The organism is Paenibacillus sp. J22R3 (assembly GCF_056269305.1).
Genome location: NZ_JBWDNS010000002.1, coordinates 364,954 through 383,933, shown reverse-complemented (window position 1 = coordinate 383,933; position 18,980 = coordinate 364,954). Strand labels below are relative to the sequence as shown.

At 50.4% G+C, this 18,980-nt stretch carries 19 protein-coding genes; 2 read left to right on the top strand and 17 right to left on the bottom strand.

Annotated elements, in window-relative coordinates; all coding sequences use genetic code 11:
- Nucleotide 1: 1 nt before the first annotated feature.
- The 14 genes from AC0YN4_RS09980 to AC0YN4_RS09915 all read right to left on the bottom strand — a co-directional run bounded on the left by AC0YN4_RS09980 (nt 2) and on the right by AC0YN4_RS09915 (nt 13,298).
- The gene (locus AC0YN4_RS09980) at nt 2-2,716 is read right to left on the bottom strand and encodes a glycoside hydrolase family 2 protein (protein WP_475835710.1); all 2,715 of its coding nucleotides are present in this window, start codon (nt 2,714-2,716) and stop codon (nt 2-4) included.
- A 228-nt stretch (nt 2,717-2,944) separates the two neighbouring features.
- Complete coding sequence (locus AC0YN4_RS09975; protein ID WP_475781316.1) at nt 2,945-3,856, bottom strand: 5'-3' exonuclease; 912 nt, start codon at nt 3,854-3,856, stop codon at nt 2,945-2,947.
- A 24-nt stretch (nt 3,857-3,880) separates the two neighbouring features.
- Nucleotides 3,881-5,086 (bottom strand): aminotransferase class I/II-fold pyridoxal phosphate-dependent enzyme, encoded by a 1,206-nt coding sequence (locus AC0YN4_RS09970; RefSeq protein ID WP_475781315.1) that lies wholly within the window; start codon nt 5,084-5,086, stop codon nt 3,881-3,883.
- Nucleotides 5,087-5,117: 31 nt separating this feature from the next.
- On the bottom strand, nt 5,118-5,480 hold the full coding sequence (locus AC0YN4_RS09965; RefSeq protein WP_475781314.1) for an arsenate reductase family protein: 363 nt from the start codon (nt 5,478-5,480) through the stop codon (nt 5,118-5,120).
- A 41-nt stretch (nt 5,481-5,521) separates the two neighbouring features.
- Entirely contained in the window at nt 5,522-6,487 is a 966-nt protein-coding gene (locus tag AC0YN4_RS09960; RefSeq protein ID WP_475781313.1) for an RluA family pseudouridine synthase, read from the bottom strand.
- The gene (locus AC0YN4_RS09955; RefSeq protein ID WP_475781312.1) at nt 6,480-7,055 is read right to left on the bottom strand and encodes a cob(I)yrinic acid a,c-diamide adenosyltransferase; all 576 of its coding nucleotides are present in this window, start codon (nt 7,053-7,055) and stop codon (nt 6,480-6,482) included. Before AC0YN4_RS09955 ends, AC0YN4_RS09960 begins: the two co-directional genes overlap by 8 nt.
- 280 nt (nt 7,056-7,335) lie before the next feature.
- On the bottom strand, nt 7,336-8,517 hold the full coding sequence (locus tag AC0YN4_RS09950) for an MFS transporter (RefSeq protein ID WP_475781311.1): 1,182 nt from the start codon (nt 8,515-8,517) through the stop codon (nt 7,336-7,338).
- 90 nt (nt 8,518-8,607) lie between these two features.
- Entirely contained in the window at nt 8,608-8,820 is a 213-nt protein-coding gene (locus AC0YN4_RS09945; RefSeq protein WP_475781310.1) for an aspartyl-phosphate phosphatase Spo0E family protein, read from the bottom strand.
- 108 nt (nt 8,821-8,928) lie between these two features.
- The gene (locus AC0YN4_RS09940; RefSeq protein ID WP_475781309.1) at nt 8,929-10,146 is read right to left on the bottom strand and encodes an aminotransferase class I/II-fold pyridoxal phosphate-dependent enzyme; all 1,218 of its coding nucleotides are present in this window, start codon (nt 10,144-10,146) and stop codon (nt 8,929-8,931) included.
- Nucleotides 10,147-10,159: 13 nt separating this feature from the next.
- Nucleotides 10,160-10,651, bottom strand: a complete 492-nt coding sequence (locus tag AC0YN4_RS09935; protein WP_090977785.1) for an Lrp/AsnC family transcriptional regulator — start codon at nt 10,649-10,651, stop codon at nt 10,160-10,162.
- Nucleotides 10,652-10,876: 225 nt separating this feature from the next.
- Nucleotides 10,877-11,299 carry a spore coat protein gene (locus tag AC0YN4_RS09930; RefSeq protein ID WP_475781308.1) on the bottom strand — a complete coding sequence of 141 codons (423 nt, stop codon included), beginning with the start codon at nt 11,297-11,299 and terminating at the stop codon, nt 10,877-10,879.
- A 17-nt stretch (nt 11,300-11,316) separates the two neighbouring features.
- Nucleotides 11,317-11,541, bottom strand: coding sequence for a hypothetical protein (locus AC0YN4_RS09925; protein WP_475781307.1), 225 nt, complete (start codon nt 11,539-11,541; stop codon nt 11,317-11,319).
- A gap of 116 nt (nt 11,542-11,657) precedes the next feature.
- Nucleotides 11,658-12,323, bottom strand: coding sequence for a DUF2642 domain-containing protein (locus AC0YN4_RS09920; protein WP_090977246.1), 666 nt, complete (start codon nt 12,321-12,323; stop codon nt 11,658-11,660).
- A 369-nt stretch (nt 12,324-12,692) separates the two neighbouring features.
- Nucleotides 12,693-13,298, bottom strand: coding sequence for a DUF6897 domain-containing protein (locus AC0YN4_RS09915; protein WP_475781306.1), 606 nt, complete (start codon nt 13,296-13,298; stop codon nt 12,693-12,695).
- Between the two features lie 435 nt (nt 13,299-13,733).
- Between AC0YN4_RS09915 and AC0YN4_RS09910 the strand changes: the two genes are divergently transcribed.
- Entirely contained in the window at nt 13,734-14,426 is a 693-nt protein-coding gene (locus AC0YN4_RS09910) for a hypothetical protein (protein WP_475835709.1), read from the top strand.
- 93 nt (nt 14,427-14,519) lie between these two features.
- Complete coding sequence (locus AC0YN4_RS09905) at nt 14,520-15,593, top strand: CotH kinase family protein (RefSeq protein ID WP_475781304.1); 1,074 nt, start codon at nt 14,520-14,522, stop codon at nt 15,591-15,593.
- Nucleotides 15,594-15,734: 141 nt separating this feature from the next.
- On the opposite strand, the gene cysK is transcribed toward AC0YN4_RS09905, so the two are convergent.
- The 3 genes from cysK to AC0YN4_RS09890 all read right to left on the bottom strand — a co-directional run bounded on the left by cysK (nt 15,735) and on the right by AC0YN4_RS09890 (nt 18,840).
- Nucleotides 15,735-16,652: a cysteine synthase A gene (gene cysK / locus AC0YN4_RS09900; RefSeq protein WP_475781303.1), complete on the bottom strand. Its 918-nt coding sequence runs from the start codon at nt 16,650-16,652 to the stop codon at nt 15,735-15,737.
- 21 nt (nt 16,653-16,673) lie between these two features.
- A complete protein-coding gene (locus AC0YN4_RS09895) occupies nt 16,674-18,002 on the bottom strand; it encodes an MFS transporter (protein ID WP_475835708.1) in 1,329 nt (442 codons plus the stop codon).
- A 292-nt stretch (nt 18,003-18,294) separates the two neighbouring features.
- Nucleotides 18,295-18,840: a hypothetical protein gene (locus AC0YN4_RS09890; protein ID WP_475781301.1), complete on the bottom strand. Its 546-nt coding sequence runs from the start codon at nt 18,838-18,840 to the stop codon at nt 18,295-18,297.
- Nucleotides 18,841-18,980: the final 140 nt, after the last annotated feature.

The following is an 18,980-nucleotide window of genomic DNA, read 5'->3' as shown; positions in this document are numbered from 1 at the left end:
CTTATATCAACGGAAGCAAGTAATCCAATATACAATCGAGCAGATAAAGTGCCGCCGGATTACGTTCAAGCCCGTCAGGCTGGCTGCCGAGACCACCTTCCAACCGCAGTGTGGTCGCAATTCGAATGCCTTCTCCAATTCGCTCCTCGATCATGTATCGGTCAAGCTCAAATATTCTTGCATCCAAGCGGTCCATGATTGGCTTATGCTCGCCAAGCTTCAAACGGTCGAATACCATATCGGTTGCGAGTCCAAACAGCAGCATCGACGTATGATCCTGATGCGGAAATTTGCTCATAAGGGCATGGTCATGGAACAGCTGCAGCGATTCCCGCCAGAATGGCGCACGCTTAACAGTGAGCGGACCGTATCCTCGCTCTATGTACAGTGCCTTGCCTCCTGCCGCGACGAAGCGGTCCATCTTCTCCGTCCATCTTGAGGTAAGCAGCACTTGGACGTTATCGTTATTGCTTTCGCCGTTCTCCGACCATGTACGAATGGCAGGATGCAGACTTGCCCATTCACGGAACAATCCGTTAGCATCATCTACAGCAATTGCGGCAAGCAGGTTTTCAGATCGATCAGCCCTCGGCAGCACCCAGATTGGCCACGAGTTGGTCGCAACGATACGCCCTTCCGATTCCAGCTCTACTTGCAGCACCACCTGTAATGGTGTATGCGTTTCGGGAAGCGTCCATTCCGCAACAGCCAATTCCTTGAAGTCTCCTACTTGAAGCTTGTCGACCTCACGCGTACCTTCGTTCGCAGCTTGTCCGTCAACAATCCATGTCCAACGAAGCATAGCTGCTTGAATTGCTTCCGCTCCATAATGCGACACCGCAAGATGCGGTCTGATCGCCTCACCCGGGGCATAGTTGTTCGGATCCCATGTCGTCAATCGGTCGCCGCCATTGATCCAATTTCTGCGTGCATCCCAGGTTACCGTAATCATAGTCGCGCCATTAATTTGCCGGAAACGCTCAGGCGGCTGCTTCCACTCGCCAAAATCATCGAACACGGCGCTTGATGCAAGGCCTGAATCCTGAATCGATGTCAGCGTATAGCCATTGATGTGCGGGTACGCTCGAACTTGTTCTAGCACGGATTTGCGGTATACATACGCGCTTTCGCGTGCGTTTGCAGTAAGCTCCTCTTCCGTAAATGGCAGGGGAAGCATCGCTAATTTCTCATCCTGGCGGTGATATTGCCAGCGCGCATCTCGTGCTACAGGGTTGACGGTGGGATCGGATTTCAGCCACCATGGCCTTTCGCCTTTTCGCTGAATCACCTCACCAAGCGGCCTAAACTCATCGTAATCGCAGAACTCCCCGAATACCCATGGCTTCTTCTCCCGCCAAGGCGAAGCGAACCGGCTCAGTAAATCCGGGTAGAAATGAACGTCCGTGTAGAAATGGTAGTCGTAGAAATCGGCATATTCCTTAAGCAGGCCTCCGTAGCATTCGCCTGAACCGCTGTTGTCGCGTATGATTGCCCCATTGGTTAACCGCTTCGCCTGCTCGTACAGGTCTTTCAGAAATTCAGCGTCCGCCTCATGGTTCAGCTCACAGCCCAGTGTCCATACCCCAATCGAGGTGTAGCTGCGAATTTCCTTAATGATCGCCTCATACTGCGAGAACGCGCGCGCTTTGAACTCTTCGTTTACCTCAGGCAGCCACATCGGCAGCTCCTGCCAGATGACGAAACCAAGCTCATCAGCTAGCTCGAAATAATCGCGAACGGGCACATATAAGCAATGCTTAACCATGTTAAAGCCGCCATCCTTAAGCTGGAGCAATTCCTTGCGAATCGCCTCGCGATCCGGTATCGGTGCGACTAGATCGCCATACCAGCCCCAATGCAGGATACCTCTGAGATGAATGCGCTGGCCGTTCAATAACAACTGTTCACCTTCAATGGAACAGTACTTCATACCGAATCGATGCTCGTAACGATCTACCGCTTGGCTGTTTCGTTCGAGTGTCAATGAAAGCTTATACAGCTCTGGGTTCTCCGGGGACCACAACTTGATGTTCGCTCCGGCCGGAATCTCAATGACGCCGGTGTTATCGGCTGTTATCGGAAGCGTTACCTCGGTTGCGATCGATCCATCCGGCGCATGAAGAACAGCATGAATCGTCCATGTCCCCTCAGTGGACCCGCCTTCTAAGCGATAATTGACAGTCACCGTTTCCGTGCCCGGCAGTGTTTGAACGAATACATCCGCAAGCTCACCTACCGGAATGACACCAAGCTCAACCGGCTTCCATATCCCGCCGAAGATGACGCCTACATCCGGCAGAAATCCGGCCAGACATTGCCGCAGCGGATACTTGTCGCCTTGCTTGTACACGCGAAGAAGCAGCTCGTTCGTTCCGCCTGCGTTTAATGCTTCGCCTGTCTCGATGCGAAAGCCGCTCCATCCTCCCTCGTGCTCGCCAATCCGCTTCCCATTCAGCCATATCTCACAGAAATAATTCACACCTTCAAAGTCAAATGCCGTTCTTTGCTCATGCCAGTCGGCAGACGCCTCAAACGACAGCTTATACCATACAGCTCCGTCCGCCAGCTTGTTATCCGTCAGCACATCCCAACAGCCGGGCACTTGCGTTTCCTGCCATACGCCCGCGGCGATCGCCTCTTCAGGACTTCCATATTGATGGTCAAAATCAAACAACAGCTTCCAGTTTTCCGTCAATTTTACCGATTGCTGCAGCATGTATCACTCACCCTTTCGCCTTCGATGATCTTACGTAAAGCCGTTACTAAATCCAATCTCGCTGTTCCTTCGTACCCCTCCGATAGCCTGAGTCCCCCCAAGTTGGTAGCGGTTACAGACTAGCATGGGAGATTTTTGTCTGTCAAGCAGTCATTTCCATTCTGATTGCAAGCAAAAAAGCCGCCGAGCATCCAAATTCCTGACGCTCCGCGGCTTCTATAGACATCGCTATACCGAAAATAAATCCAAATTGAAGGTCGGATGACCTTCTAATATTTTAACGAGACCACCAAACTCAAGCTCTTCGAATTTACGTGTCGCAGCTTCGTGTTGGATCTGCCAAGAGCAAGCTGACAGTTCGCAGCGTACCGGCGCATTGAGGCGAATGGTCGCCAAATCTCGTGACAGGTGAAGCATATCAAGATCCGCTTCGATTTTACCACGAACGCCTTTAGGCAGCTTATCCAGGTTCAGCAGCACGCCTTCGATTGATTGATATTCGAGAATCAGCTTGAGCGCTGTTTTCTCGCCGATGCCTTTGACGCCGGGGTAATTGTCGCTTGTATCGCCCATGAAGCCCTTCAGGTCGATGACCTGGCTCGGCGATAGCTGCTTCTCTTCCAGAAGCAACGCCAAATCGTAGACGGCGTAATTCAGCTTACCCTTCTTCATGATGACCACTTTCACCGTTTCACTTACCAGCTGCAGCATGTCGTGGTCACCGGTCAGGACGTAGACCTCTGCTTCACCGCTTAGCTGCGTCGCTAACGTGCCGATGCAATCATCGGCTTCAAAACCGACGACACCCACGTTCTGAATGCCCATTTCCTCTACGACTTCTTTGACCAAATCAAATTGAGGAATAAGCTCGAGCGGTGCCTCGCCCCGATTTCCCTTATAATCCGCGAACTGCTCAGTTCGGAACGTCTTGCTGCCCATATCCCAACAACAAATAACATGAGTCGGTTTAAACGTATTGATCGCATCGAAAAAATATTGTATAAAGCCGTATACCGCATTCGTCGGCAGCCCAGCACTTGTTTTACGAATATAGCCCGTATAAGACGTGGCGTAGAAAGCTCTAAACAAGATCGCCATTCCGTCAACGAGCAGCACTCTGCGGTTGTTCGTTTCTTGCATCCCCATATCTCTCCCCTATAACATTTATTCGCCTCTGATGAATCTCCCGATTCGTTCAGCAGCCTCAATAAGTCGCGCTTCCTTCTCAACTAAAGCAATTCGGACATAACCTTCCCCTTGTTCGCCAAAGGCATCTCCGGGAATTACAGCAACTCCGGTCCGTTCGAGCATTTCCCGGGAAATGCGACGCGATGTCCAAGGCTCCGACAATTGCCACTGCATAGGAGGCAGCTTCGCCCAAATAAACATCGTAGCTTTAGGTGATGCAATCTCCCATCCTTGCTCACGAAGCGCCTCAATGAATACGTCACGCCTTGTCTCATAGAGAGCTCCTACCGATGGTTGATCCCCTAGCATATCCTGCTGCAGAGCAACGATTCCCGCTTCTTGAACAGGCAGAAATACACCATAATCGATATTCGCTTTCAGCTCGCGCAGCGCAGCTATCGCCTTCTGATTGCCAGCCAGGAAACCGATTCTGCATCCCGCCATATTGAAACTCTTCGATAGCGAATGAAACTCTACCGCTACTTCACTTGCTTCCGACACTTGCAGAATACTAGGAGGTCTATATCCGTCAAAAGCCATCTCCGAATAAGCTAAATCATGTACGATCAATACTCCATGACGTTTGGCATAAGAAACAGCGCGCTCGAAGAATGGGATATCCGCAACGGCCGAGACCGGATTGCTTGGATAATTGAGCAGCATAAACTTGGCTCTCTTCCATACTTCTTCGGGGATGGCATCAAAATCAGGCAGAAACCGATTCTCTGCAAGCAGCGGCATCCGATAAGGCTCCACACCAGCAACCGCAAGTCCAGCCATATAGACCGGATAACCCGGATCAGGAACCAGCGCAATATCTCCCGGATTGCACAGTGATAGAGCCAAATGTCCCAGTCCATCCTGCGAGCCCATAAGCGACAGCAGCTCATGCTCCGGATCGACTTCAATGCCGAATCGATACGCCAGCCAATCGGCTGCCTGACGGAGAAACTTCACACTCCCCTTGGAGCCTGGATATCCATAGACATCCTCACGCAGCACGGCTTCGCTTAATGCTTGCCGGATCGGCAGCGAGGGAGGCAAATCCGGACTGCCGATGCTAAGATCAATGACGTTCATCCCAAGGCGCACGGCCTCTCGTTTCCACTCAGCCACCTCGGCAAATATAGACGAGCCAAGCTCAGACAATCGATCCGCACGCCATTCTTTCGTAGTTGTCACCTGACGAGTACCTCCTTAGCTCTCTGCGCCGCTAGTTGCCCCAAACCCGATCATATTCCTCATCCTTGAAGCCTACCGTAACCGTACTGCCGTTCGTAACGACAGGCCGTTTAATCAATCTGCCGTTCGAGGCAAGAAGCTCAATCTTCTCCTGCTCCGTCATTCCCGGCAATTTATCCTTCAGTCCGAGCTCCTTGTACACTTCGCCTGAAGTGTTGAAGAACTTCTTCACATCCAGGCCGCTATTGGCAATAATCGTTTGCAGCGTCTCCACGGAAGGCGCCGTTTCAAACACATTGTGCGACTCGAGTTCATAGCCCATTCCTTTGAGCGTCTTGATTGCACTGCGGCAGGTGCCGCATTTCGGATATTCGTAGATTGTAAGCTTCTTCATGGCGTACCTCTATCTCCAGTTCATGGTTGTTATCGTAGTCGTTATAGTTTCCGAAGCTCTGACTCCAACTGCCGCAAATCCTCCGGCAGCGCCGCCTCAAACGTCATTCGCTCCTTCGTAATCGGATGCGTAAATGACAAAATCGCAGCATGCAGCGCTTGCCGCTGCAGTAAGGCTTCCAGCGAAGCTGCCACCTCCGGCGCCTCAGCTTCCTTGCCCTCGCCTGCATACCCATACAGCTTGTCCCCGAGCAGCGGACAGCCAATATGCTTCATATGCACACGAATTTGATGCGTGCGGCCTGTTTCCAGCTTAATATTCAGCTTCGTTGCAGCGCCGCTTCCGTATACCGACTCTACCTCGTAATGCGTAATCGAATCATAACCATCAGGCGTTACGACGCGCAAATGAGGATTGACTGTATCCCGATCAATCGGTTCATGAACGGTTCCCGCTTCCTCGGCTGGACTGCCGTACACGTAAGTCCGGTACCGTTTATCCACCTCACCGGCCTGAAGCTGATCCGAGAGCTGCTGGTGAATATAAGGCGTCTTCGCGATCGCGACAAGTCCTGATGTTTCCTCATCCAAGCGATGAATGGGGCGAAACCGAACGCGCTCCCCGCGCTGCTTCCAATGATAAACGACCCCGTTAGCCAGCGTCCCCGTGTAATGCCCCTGTGTGGGATGCACTACAATTCCGGGCGGCTTATTCACGATAAGCAGATCCCGATCCTCATAAACAATATCGAGCTCCATCGGCTGCGGCAAAATATCATTCGACTCTTCCTGCTCCATCCGAAGCTCGAGCAGGTCACCACTAGTCACGCGGTCATTGGTATAAACACGTTCTCCGTTAATGGTGATTCCATGCTCCGTCTGCTTCAGTCGTGACAGCAGTTTACGAGAAACGCCCATTCTGCGCTCCAGCACCTTGCGGACGATCTTGCCATTGTCCTCTTCTTCGATAACTAAGGTGAGTGGTTCATAATAGACGGCATTAGTCATTGCTCTTGGTGCGAAACACGTCCGCGCTCCTAATATATTCGGTATCCGGTACGCCGAGCTTCACATTCGCGAAACGTGCAGCCGCGAAGAAATAGTCCGACAACCGGTTCATATACGTACTTACGGGCGGGTGCACCGGTACTTCTGCCGTCAAAGTCACGATGCGCCGTTCCGCTCTTCGGCATACCGTTCTGCACACATGTAGCAGAGCAGATACTTCACTGCCCCCGGGCAAAATAAATCGCTTAATCTCCGGCGACGCCGCCGTATGCGCATCGATCCAGCTCTCCAGCCGAGCAGCTGACGCATCGGTCAGCTTCAAATCGCGTCCGCTCGGATCCGCGAAGGCCAGATCCGAGCCGCAGTCAAACAGCTCCTGCTGAATTTCTGTCAGCTCCGCAGCGAGCTCGTTCAACCCATCACGAACGGCAATCGCAGCCGCCTGACCGACAAAGCTGTTCAGTTCGTCAACCGTTCCGTAAGCTTCAACCCGGCTGTCATCCTTACGAACTCGGCCGCCTTTGACCGATGTATCTCCTTTATCTCCGGTACGTGTATATAGTTTCAAGGTGCTCACCATCCTATTTTTCGTCCCACCTCAACACCTAAATAAGTGTTACGATGTTTTGCCGAGCTCAGTAGCGGAGTGGGCGGAATCGTTGTGTAGAAGCGTCAGCGTTCGCCTTTGTCAGTCGGATTTCAACCGATAAATCAGTTACATAATCATAGAAATCCGAGGGACAACAGCGATCGTAACAATGATCCGCACGCGCAGCGACCTGTTAATCGCATTACTGTCGTGAAACGCATTTAGCTCCACTATAGCACATATGTCAGAACAGCAGACATCATTCCGACCAGTTGGCGCTCATTTCCTGCGGGCCAGTCCTCTGCTTCTTCCCATATATGGAAAGCAGTACTAGACTGAACAACAAGGCGCAGAATGACAGGCCAGCAATGATCAAATAATAGGTTTGACCGGTTACCGACTCATATAACCATCCGCCTGCGTAAGAGGCGACGATGCCGGATACGCCGAAGAACAGAAGTGCAAGCACGGTTTGGCCTGTTGCACGCCACTCCTCGGGAACAATGCGGTACAGATATTGAATGGCTGCGGTATAGAAAATCGGGAACGTAAAGATCTGCAGCACTTGCAAATAAGCCAGCATATGCGGATCTGTAATCCAAGCCGATAGGAAGAAACGCACAAAGTAGAATAGGCTGGCAAATGCGATCAGCGCAAGCTCCCTGCCCTTGCGCATCCACCAGAAGCTAAGGGCAAACACAAGAATTTCAGTCCCGGCAGCGAGGAACCATGCTTGTCCGATCAGTTCCGGGCCACCGCCCAGCGCTCGCAAATAGACACCTAGATACGTATCATTGATTCGCGATGGAACAGCCGCAATAAAGATTAGAATGAGGAACATCAGCGTTTCTCGGTGGGTGAGAAATTGTCCGAGCTTCTTCAGTTTCACCGGCTTGCTGGCAGCAGGTGCGTCCGCTAACGTGAAACATATGATGAAGCTGATCACGCCGATGACGCCGAAGAGCGGTGCCATTCCTTCAACACCGAAATACTTCATGACATAACCAACGGCCAGCGACATTACCGCATAACCCAAGGCGCCGAACGTCCGAATAGAACCATAGCTGACGCCTCTGGCTTCAGCCGTTTGGAAATTCAAGCTTTCCGTTAGGGGATCCATCGACAGTAAGAAGAAGTAGAGCAGCATCGTAAAGACGACAAGCAGTATAAAGCTGCCCGAGGCATAGAGCATGTACCCCACAATAGTGGAGCAGAAGATAAGCAGCAGCAATACTTTTCGAATTGTCTTCGTACGATCGCTAATCATTCCCCAGAGTGGGGAAGCAAAGAGGGAAACAAAGCCCCCTGTGCCAATAATAAACCCGATCTTCGTCGCAGCAAGTCCTTGAGCATCCAGATACACCGGCAGAAACGAAATAAACATAGCTAGTAATGCAAAATACAAAAAATTGAATATTCGTAAGTTAGCAGGTGATTTCATCGCAAATCTTAACTCCTCTTCAAGTTGCAAAAAAGAAAAGAAGTCCTGTACAGGACCCCTTCTCAGGTGAAAAAGCAGTGGTAAGAGTCATTACGACTGTTGCGCCCAGCTTCTTCTGAATTGCATATATTCATTTATCTTCTTATCCAGACGGCGGCTTAAGTCAATCACTTTCTCAGAGCCGAATGTCGCTTCTTCGACATAAGACTGTTCCATCTTCATGCGCAGCGCATATATTTCGTCTTCCAATCGGCGTATAGATGATGAGGACACAAGCTTAAGACCCGTTTTCGCACAAGTCATGGCCATCCCTCCTGTCATCACTCAACAAAACTTAACGACGCTTGTGCATTGCGTTTATAAAGTTTTATTAAATTATAACAAAGTCTGACAAAAATGAGTATACCTATTTTAATTTCCCTTAAGTTTCCTCACATAGTTGCCAATACGCTCTATTGCTTCCGTAATTTGGCTCACGGAAGTTGCATAGGAGCAGCGCAGATGACCTTCTCCGCCAAGTCCGAATACATCTCCTGGCACCGCCGCAACCTTCTGATCGTTCAGCAGTCCCGTAGCAAATTCCTCTGATGTCAAGCCAAGTCCGGCTATGGATGGGAATGCATAGAAGGCGCCTTGCGGCTCATGGCATTGCAATCCAATTTCCCGGAATCCTTGCACAACGAGTCGACGACGTTGGTTGTAAGATTCCACCATACGGTTCTTTTCATCCATGCCGTTGCGAAGCGCTTCAAGCGCTGCCACTTGTGACATGTTCGATGCGCACATAACCGTGTATTGATGAATCTTCAGCATAGCCGAGATCAGATCACTATGGCCGCATGCATACCCGATCCGCCAGCCCGTCATTGCAAACGACTTCGAGAAGCCGCTGACCAGAATGGTACGATCCTTCATACCCGGCATCGAAGGGAAGCTGACATGCTTCGATCCATAAGTAAGCTCGGCATAAATCTCATCGGAAATAACGATAAGATCGTTCTCCTCCACGACTTTAGCGATCGGCAGCCAATCCTCATACGTCATGATTCCGCCTGTTGGATTGCTCGGATAACAGAGGATGAGCACTTTCGAGCGAGGCGTAATCGCTGCTCGGAGCGATTCAGCCGTCAGCTTGAACTGATCCTTCGCGAAAGTTTCTACCCCGACAGGCACTCCGCCGCTTAGCGCAGTAATCGGAGAGTAGGAAATGTAACAAGGTTCAGGAACCAAGATTTCATCGCCAGGCGAAATCAATGCACGCAGTGCCAAGTCGATTGCTTCGCTTCCGCCTACAGTCACGAGAATCTCATTCGCAGGGTTATAAGCCACATCGAATTCACGATCCATGTAGATCCCGATCTCTTCGCGGAGTTCCGGTGTTCCCGCATTCGAGGTGTATTGGGTCTTGCCCATTTCAAGCGCATAGACGCATGCTTCGCGCACATGCCATGGCGTTACAAAGTCAGGCTCACCGACACCAAGTGTAATAATATCTTTACGACCGCTTGCTAAGTCAAAAAACCGACGGATACCGGAAGGTTTAATGCCTCTCACTTGCGGAGACAAATAATCAGCCATCGACGTGCGGCGCGTCAGCGTGCCGCTTTGCTTCTCTTCATCTTTTATCATAAGCAATCACCCTTTACGGTGAGACGAGAAGACGGTGGTCGTCCTCATGCTCTTCGAATATAATGCCGTCTTGCTTATATTTTTTGAGGATAAAAAAGGTCTTGGTAGAAAGTACGGCATCGATCGGGGACAGCTTATTGGATACGAAGGAAGCGACGTCTTTAAGCGTTTTCCCTTGCACCTCAACGAGCAAATCATAGGCGCCCGACATGAGATAAACCGATTTCACTTCCGGATATAAATAAATGCGTTCCGCAATGCCTTCAAAGCCGCGGCCGCGTTCTGGCGTAATTTGGACTTCAATAAGTGCGGTTACTTTCTCATCTTCAACCTTGCTCCAGTTGACAACGGTCGCATATTTGACGATGACGTGATCCTGCTCCATCTCCGCAATCGCCTGCTTCACCTCCGCCGCTGGCGCGTCCAGCATTGTCGCGATCAGTTCCGCGCTGCGTCTTGCATCTTCTTTCAGCAGTTCAAGTATTTGCATTTTCCGTTCATTCATCGTCAAACCCTCCTGATTCTTCAAATCGTCCGCAAAGCTTACAAGCCTGCGATGCGAAATAGCTATAAAGACTATATTACAACGAATCCAAGCATCCTGCAAAGTAGAAAAGCGCGGCAGCCCGCCTACTTTGACCAACTATTATCAGTCGTCAACCGGAAAATAATGCAAGAGCTGTCGCATTTCGCGGCAGCTCTTGTGTTTGACAGCTATAGGGCATGGAAATTACATATAATACGGATTGGAATTTCCCGGCCCTGGACTTTGATTGGCAGGCTGAGGCGGATGGTACTGTCCGTAAACCGGTGCGCTGCGGTAACCGCCATACCCCAGATTCAATTGCTGCAGAAACTGCTGCGTCTTCTGTGCGGTTTGTTGATTTTGCTTCAGTTGCTTGTCAATTTCTTGGCGCAGTGCACCTGAGGAGGCGCTGTACATATTGTTTTGCTCCATGATTTTATAGAGATGTCCCTGCATCTGCAGTGTGCTGTTCATTAAATTGGTGAACAACTGTCGAATTTCCTGACAGCTTGCTTCAGTGGCTGCTGTTGCATACTCGCGCACAACGCGCTTGAGGTCTGCTAAAACCGTGTAAGCCAAGTCTTCATCTGACAATATCGGCTGGGCTTGTCCTTGTTGTTGAAACATGCTGCTCCTCCTTTTAATTAATTTTGTGGCTGAGTCGGTGCCAGCTGCTGGTGCTGACTGAGCGCTTGAAGCAGCATTTGTGTATGCTGCTGATGGGTCTGAATCATTTGGATACTTGCTTGCTTTAACGCTGGTGTAGTCGCCGAAGCGGCCATGACCGCATTTTGTTTGATGAGCAAATCTTCGTTTGACAACGAATCCGCTACATACTCCAATTCTTTGGCAGTTATCGGCTGAAGCATTGTGTTCCCTCCTGAATTTCCATATCGTGCCTTACTCGAATACCATTCCCGCAATAATCATTTCCTATGTAGCCGGCTTCTCCGCTTGCAGGGGAAGAAGCCGATGTTGAAACATGTTAGGGAAGATGAACCGTCTTTACGTGATCGAAGTGCAAATATACCGCATTCCCGCCCGCTGTCGATAGTTCGATCATATTTTGATCGAGACCTTTGAGGACACCGATCTTATTCGGGTTCTCGCCGAGATCCAGAATGACGAACTCGCCGATGAGTTTCCTCAGCTGCTGATCAAACGTACGTGCCAGTGTAATTGGAGATGGTTTAAGCGGAAACTGCTCCGGGGTCAATGTGTACGGTGTCACGTTAGGATTGTAGGGAATTAAATATTTAAGATGATGCAGTGAAATAATGACGGAATGATAGACGGGTGAATAAAAGACGAAGAAATCATTCATCACGCTCGTGAGGTAGCCATGGATAGACTGATTCCCGGTGATATAAAGCTCAGAGAACATCCCTTTGGCATTCATCAGCACTTTACGATAGGAGATGGGATCATTTTGCGGTTCGAAAGGAAGTTCCGGTACATCGATTTCTTGGGCTTCACTTTTGGCAAGACGGAGCTGCTGCAAATGGATTAAAGGAACATACAGAAATTGCGTACCGTTATGAAGCACGAGAATATCTTGACCTATATCAATTAATTTACCGCGAATAGGAATTGTTTTTCCCGAAATATCAAGCTCGACATAACGGTCTAATAAAGGGTGACGATGTTTCATGAAAATCGACCTCCTTTCATCCTATTAATTGCGTTCATGCATATAGACAGCGTAGACTGGCAAGCAGTCCTGCCGGGATGACAACTTTATTCGATCGGCACCCCTAGGCCGGATCCATAGGAAGAACCCAGCCCGGGCTGCGACGACAACCTTAAATGCCAAATCGTTACCAGCTGCCATTCCCGAGATACGGTTAGGTATTTGTGTACGGAAAATAAGATACAGCAGCCCTGGTAGAGTGTGTGCAGCAAGTACGATAGAAGAACAGATGAATGGCATGTGTAAATCTAGTACTGCATGACAATGAGAGGTACAGCAAGGCTGCTGCCGGGGCTGGCAGAATTCATTAGCCCCGGCTTGCAATCAGCCTTATTTACCACCATAGTAGCGTGTTTTTTTGTTTCCTTTTTTACCAGCTTTCTTCGTTGCGTTGTTGCGTCCGGAACGATTGCCGCCGCTTCCGCCGCTTCCACCGCTTCCTCCACTTCCACCGCTTCCGCCAGATCCGCCGGATCCACCGGATCCGCCGCTGCTGTTACCTTTGCTGCCGTTGCTGCCTTTGCTGCCTTTGCTGCCGCCGCTTGCGTAAATACCTGCGGTTTTAACCGTTTTGATGTGGTACAACGGGATTTGAACCAATTCAGGACCTACAACGAGCAGCAATGCATCGTTGCCAACACCAGCGATGAAGCCTTCGATGCGTTCTGGTCCACCCCAGTTAATTTGAACGAATTTCTTAGTCAGATCGCGAAGGACACCTACAAAGCTGCCTGCCTCAATAAATTTAGCGTGGGATAAACCTGTGGAGCCGCCAGGAAGATCTGTAATACTTTTTACGTGAGCTGTGCTGACATAAACTACGCCTCCTGTTGTTTTCAGAACCAGGTAACCTTGTTTCACAGCGAGTAAACGACCTTCTACCGACTCAGGACCGCCGCGGTTAATGCGAACCATCATACCTACTTGAGCTTCCAAGAAATTGTGACCTCCCGAATGATGACTTTTGTGACTCTTGTGGCTTTTGTGGCTTCTGTTATTGTCGCAACATGAGTTTGTTCCCGCCACTTGGTTCGCTCCAAATGGTTTGTAGCTAACTGCATTGTTTCTGACATCCATACCAAAATCCCTCCATAATTAATAGATTTTGACCTGTACCACGTAGACCACCGGCGCAAATTACGTTACGATCACGACTACCAAAATACCGGTTCATCCATCTCGCTTCGACATTCATCCCTCCATTACTTGCCCCGGTGAAATCTATCATGGGAGACAATTTATAATGTATTTATATGTATCCCATATGTGAGCGGTACTAGATTGATATCTATTTTCTATAAGATTAAGCATATGACCCAGTCCGATTACTAGATTCGCGACATAGCTTGTATAGAATCTATTAATAAGGAGATGAATTCTCAATTGTCCAACAACAACAATAAATCGACAAAAGGAAGCAACGGCTCTCGCGGCTCCCAAGGTACTGGCGGTACTCAAGGTTCCCGCGGCTCTAACGGTTCGCGCGGCAGTGGCGGTTCCCATGGCTCCCATGGATCTCATGGGACAGGCGGTACTCAAGGCTCCCGCGGTTCCAACGGATCTCGCGGTACTGGCGGTTCCCAAGGTTCACGCGGTACTAACGGCTCGCGCGGTTCCCAAGGTACTGGCGGTACTCAAGGTTCCCAAGGCACTGGCGGTACTCAAGGCTCCAACGGATCATACGGTTGGGCTGGCGCTGAGCCAACACAAGATACCAATGGCTCCTGGGGCTATTCTTACGCGTTGCTGCTTGGCCCGGTAGCAGTCCGCTCACGTAACTCTAGCGGTTCCAACGGCTCCCGTGGCTCCGGCGGTTCCCAAGGCTCACGCGGTTCCAATGGATCCCGCGGCACTGGCGGTTCCAAAGGCTCACGCGGTTCCAACGGCTCCCGTGGCTCCGGCGGTTCCCAAGGCTCACGCGGTTCACACGGTTCACACGGTTCACACGGTTCACACGGCTCCCGTGGCACTGGCGGCTCCCAAGGCTCTCGCGGTTCCAATGGATCTCGTGGCACCGGCGGTTCCCAAGGTTCACGCGGTTCCAACGGCTCCGGCCGCAGATAATCTGTGACCAATAGACATCTACCCGCATAGTGTAAATAAGCTGAAGCCTATCGAATGCGATAGGCTTTATCTTTTGCCTAAGGAGATGGTCTAATGTCCGGGGAAGGACTGCCTACTCGAAAAATAACGATCAACAACGAGGATTTGAAGAGGCTGGAATCCAATGTATGGAGCAATGAATTTGCTCCCGTAAAGCTGGAGATGAACGGAAAGACGATAGATGCAAAGCTGCGATTCCGCGGCGGTCACACCCGCAATTATCCGAAGAAATCATATGAAATTCATTATGGAAATAATCAAATTTTGCACTGGAATGCAGAAGTCGATGATCCTTCTATGATTCGGAATGCGCTCTCCTTCCATTTCTTCAATATGATCAACGTGCCCTCGCCAAGAACCAGACATATGTGGCTGGAATGGAACGGCTACCCGCACGGCGTTTATTTGGAAATTGAATCGGTTGATGATACGTTCTTCCGAAGAAGAAACATCGGTTCGCAAGCCTTAATCTACGCGGTCAACGATAAAGCGAACTTCGGTCTCTACGACTCGGAAACCGGCGAGTTGAAAGAATCACTCTTTGACGGCTACCGAGTGATGAAAGGATCCGATGAAACCAAGTCGAAGCTCGTAAATTTCGTGAAACGGATTAACAATCCCGCGAACAGCTCCTTGAAGAGCTATCTTGCTTATCGCCTCGATATCTACTTATATTTGAAATGGCTGGCTGGTGCTGTTTTGACGGGCAATTATGATGGGTTTGATCAGAACTACGCTCTGTATGAGCATACCAAGAGTGGAAAGTACCGCATCATTCCGTGGGATTATGAAGGGACATGGGGCCGCAACTGCTATGGAAGACTGTGCGGAAGCGATTTAGTGGACGTTAGAGGATATAATACGCTTACGAAGAAGGTATTGGCTTACAAATCGCACAGACAAATCTATCGTAAAATCTTAACCAATCTACTCGCGAATAAATTTACGGTCAAAACCATCGAGCCGATCATCGCCGACTTGTACGAAAACTTAAGACCCGCCATTCGAGATGATTTCACGCGAAAATGGCCCTTATACGCCTTCGATGATGAGCCGCAATTGTTTATCAGCTATATCGAAGAACGCAGGGCCATTGTGTTAGATGAGCTTAATAATTGGGTGGATTAGGAAGAATGATCTGCTAAGAAGCTTAGCTTCGTTGCAGCATTCTTCAAACTGAATGTTCGCGTACGTTATTCAGACGGGAACATTCAGCTAAGCTGATTGGTTTGCGTTCGAATCCAAGGATTCGAATGCAGCATTCTGCTGCTAAAACAATCCCATACTTAAGTATCGCTCGCCGCTATCCGGGGCGATGCAAAGTACACGCCTGCCATCTCCAATTCGGCGGGCTTCCGCCATTGCCGTCCAAACGGCAGCTCCCGAGGAAGGACCTAGGAGCAGCCCTTCTTGGCGGGCTAACCGACGCATCGTCTCGATCGCGTCGTCATCGGACACCTGAACGATTTTATCATAGACGGAAGTATTTAGAATAGCTGGAACGAATCCGGGGCTGGTGCCGACAAGTTTATGAGGCCCCGGCTTGCCGCCCGACAAGACCGGTGACCCAAGGGGTTCCACAACGGCTACATAAAGTCCCGGAATCGCAGCTTTCAACGCCTCACCGGTTCCCGTAATCGTGCCGCCGGTTCCCGCCGTTGCAACGAAGACGTCGAGACGTCCTTCGGTTTGGCGGATGATTTCCTGTGCGGTGGTGCTGCGATGAATCGCCGGGTTAGCCGGATTCTCGAACTGATTCGGGATGTAGCTCCCCGGACGTTCTGCTTGCAGCTCGAAAGCTCGTTTGATCGCACCAGGCATTCGCTCTGCAGCCGGCGTCAGTTCAACATCGGCGCCATAAGCCTTCAGCAACCCGATTCGTTCCTTTGTCATGTTATCCGGCATGACCAGAATGAGCTTATAACCTCTCGCCGCCGCATTCATAGCGAGTCCGATGCCGGTATTCCCGCTGGTCGGCTCGATGATTGTGGCACCGGGCTTCAGTGTCCCATTCGCTTCTCCCGCCTCGATTAGCGCGTATGCCGCTCGATCCTTCACGCTTCCACTCGGATTGAATCGCTCCAGCTTCACCAGCACTTCCGCCGCTCCCGGCTCCTTCAGCCTGCGGAGCGCAACGACCGGCGTATCGCCAATCAGATCCGTTACATTATTTACAATACGGGGCATACCCAGCCCTACCTTCCATTGTCAGCCTCGCGAAGAGGCTCGTTCTTGATTGCCGTTCACCCTCCCCAGCACGGACCGCATCAGCCACCAGCCTATAATCGGAAAGGCTCCTACGATCAGCATAAGTGATGGAACAATATAGGGGGAACGGTTTATATACGGTAAGATTAGCAAATAAGAAGTGACACCGATGATTCGGCCCACGGTTAAACCGGCCTCACGAAGAATGACATACTCCTCTCGCTGCCGCGCGCTTTCCTCATCGCTGCCAATGAGATCAAATACAGCCGAAGTCATCGGGATGATATATAGCGGCATGAAGAGTGCCGTTCCTAGACCCCAGATGAGCAGCGTGCGATAACTGGTCGGCCAGAATAATACGCCAATAACAGCCGTAATGGCAACAGCCCCGATCAGCATCGCCATGTTTCTTCGATTCGGTTTCATGACGCGTCCGATCAGCCAGAAGCTCACTAATGCAACAAGCGAGGTAATCAGCGAGAAATTGCCGAGCTTCCCTTCATTCTTGGTTGCAATGTAGACGAGCAAGCCGATTAAGAACATAAATACGCCCTCGCGCACGCCTTGTGAAACAATCGAGGGAACCGCATAACGCCAAGGATTACCTCGCTCCTTGAGCACTCGCAGTCCTTGAAACCACTCATACTTCCCACTGGTTTCACGTTTCTTCAACCAGAAGCTAAGGACCACTGCAACGGCAAAGATAATCGAGGATACGGTGAAAATAATACTGTAACCCCGTTCCCCGCTGTTAGCCGTAATCAGCCAGCCCGAAATCCAAGGCGCAATAATGCCGGCACCTGAGCCAAGCAGTCCCGCCCAGCCATTGAATCGGTCCCGATTACCTGGCTCCGTAATTTCGAAGTAGACGACATTAAAGGCGAGCCAGAAGCAGCCATTTCCGATGCCAATCATCATGCCAAGCGGGACGACATACGTTATCGCAGACTTCCCCAGCATGAGTACGACAAAATAGAAAACTCCGGACAGCGCGACGCCGAGCCGGAGGCTGTTCATTTTGTTATGCTCCTTCACCCATTTGCCGGCCAGCCAGAACGTCAGTCCGCTTACTATAAACTGCGTAAAATTAAACCAGCCGATTAACGCGAAGGATTGGCTCGCTTTCCATAGATAAACCGGCAGAAACGTGCCGGACAGCGCATTCGCGGTGCCAAGCAGCGCTTGGACGGCAAGCAGTATTATCGCTTGGCTGTCCAAATGGCTGCTAGTAGAATCACGTTTATTTCCTCCACCCGATACAGTCCGCAGCTTCTCCCGGGATTTTCCCGCGAACCAACGTGATTGCACAGCATGTTTGCCTTGCTCCAACAGAACCCCTCCCGCCTGCTGCATGATGCTGCAGCTTTCTAGGCGTAAGTTGCCCCCATTAGAGACCTAACATGCCGGAACAGGCTGAATTACAAGAAGTTTCCACATACTGAAAAGGCAGATGATACGGTTCGGATTGCAGCATCCCTCTAAATTCGCATATATGAGATGTTTATTAAGCGTAATGTTGCACAAAGTACAACAAATTAGAGGCCCAATGGTATTTCACAGCTAAATGTTGCAGGAAATGCAGCATCTAATCAGATATGAGCTCCTACAAGCCAGCCCTAGTCTAGTCTTCCAGATCCACTGCTTTGGTCAGCAGTTGAACCAGTCGCTCTTGATCTTGTACGGAGAGACGGTTCTGCGTATGGAAGCAGGACGGGCATACATAGAGCTGCAGCTGGAACGGTGTCGAAACAATCGTTTCTCCGAGCGCCGCAGGTGTTCTAGGTTTAAACTGTTCTTGCGTGATAATCTGTGTGCCGGCCTCTAGCATGAACTCTCGGCACGTTGGACATTCCGGCGCTTCCAGCTGTTCATCCAGAATACGCGCCATCGTCTCTTCCAGAGCGAGCTGATCGCGATTATACGGCCTTAGATCAGACAGGTCACGGGTTTCATCTTCATCCCAGCTGTCCTCGTCCAGGTCCGCTTCCTCTTCGATTTCATCGTCCAATTCCTCGTCCGGCTCTGCGCCGCCAAGCGTCAGCGTCCGGTAGCCTGACAATTCATTATCGCAGTGCGGACAATTACGCTCCGGACCGATTTCTTCGTCCCATACAATTTCAGTGTGGCACCATGGACATATTGGCTGCTCTTCATGTTTATCGCTCATACCGATTCCTTCTTTCTATTTCGCAATTATTGTAGTAAGTAAAAAACGCCAAAAATAACAAATAACGCGGCTAATGCAAATAAAGTTCCCCATAAATATTTCATCGGTCGAGCCTCCGAGCCGTTAATGAGTTTCGTATA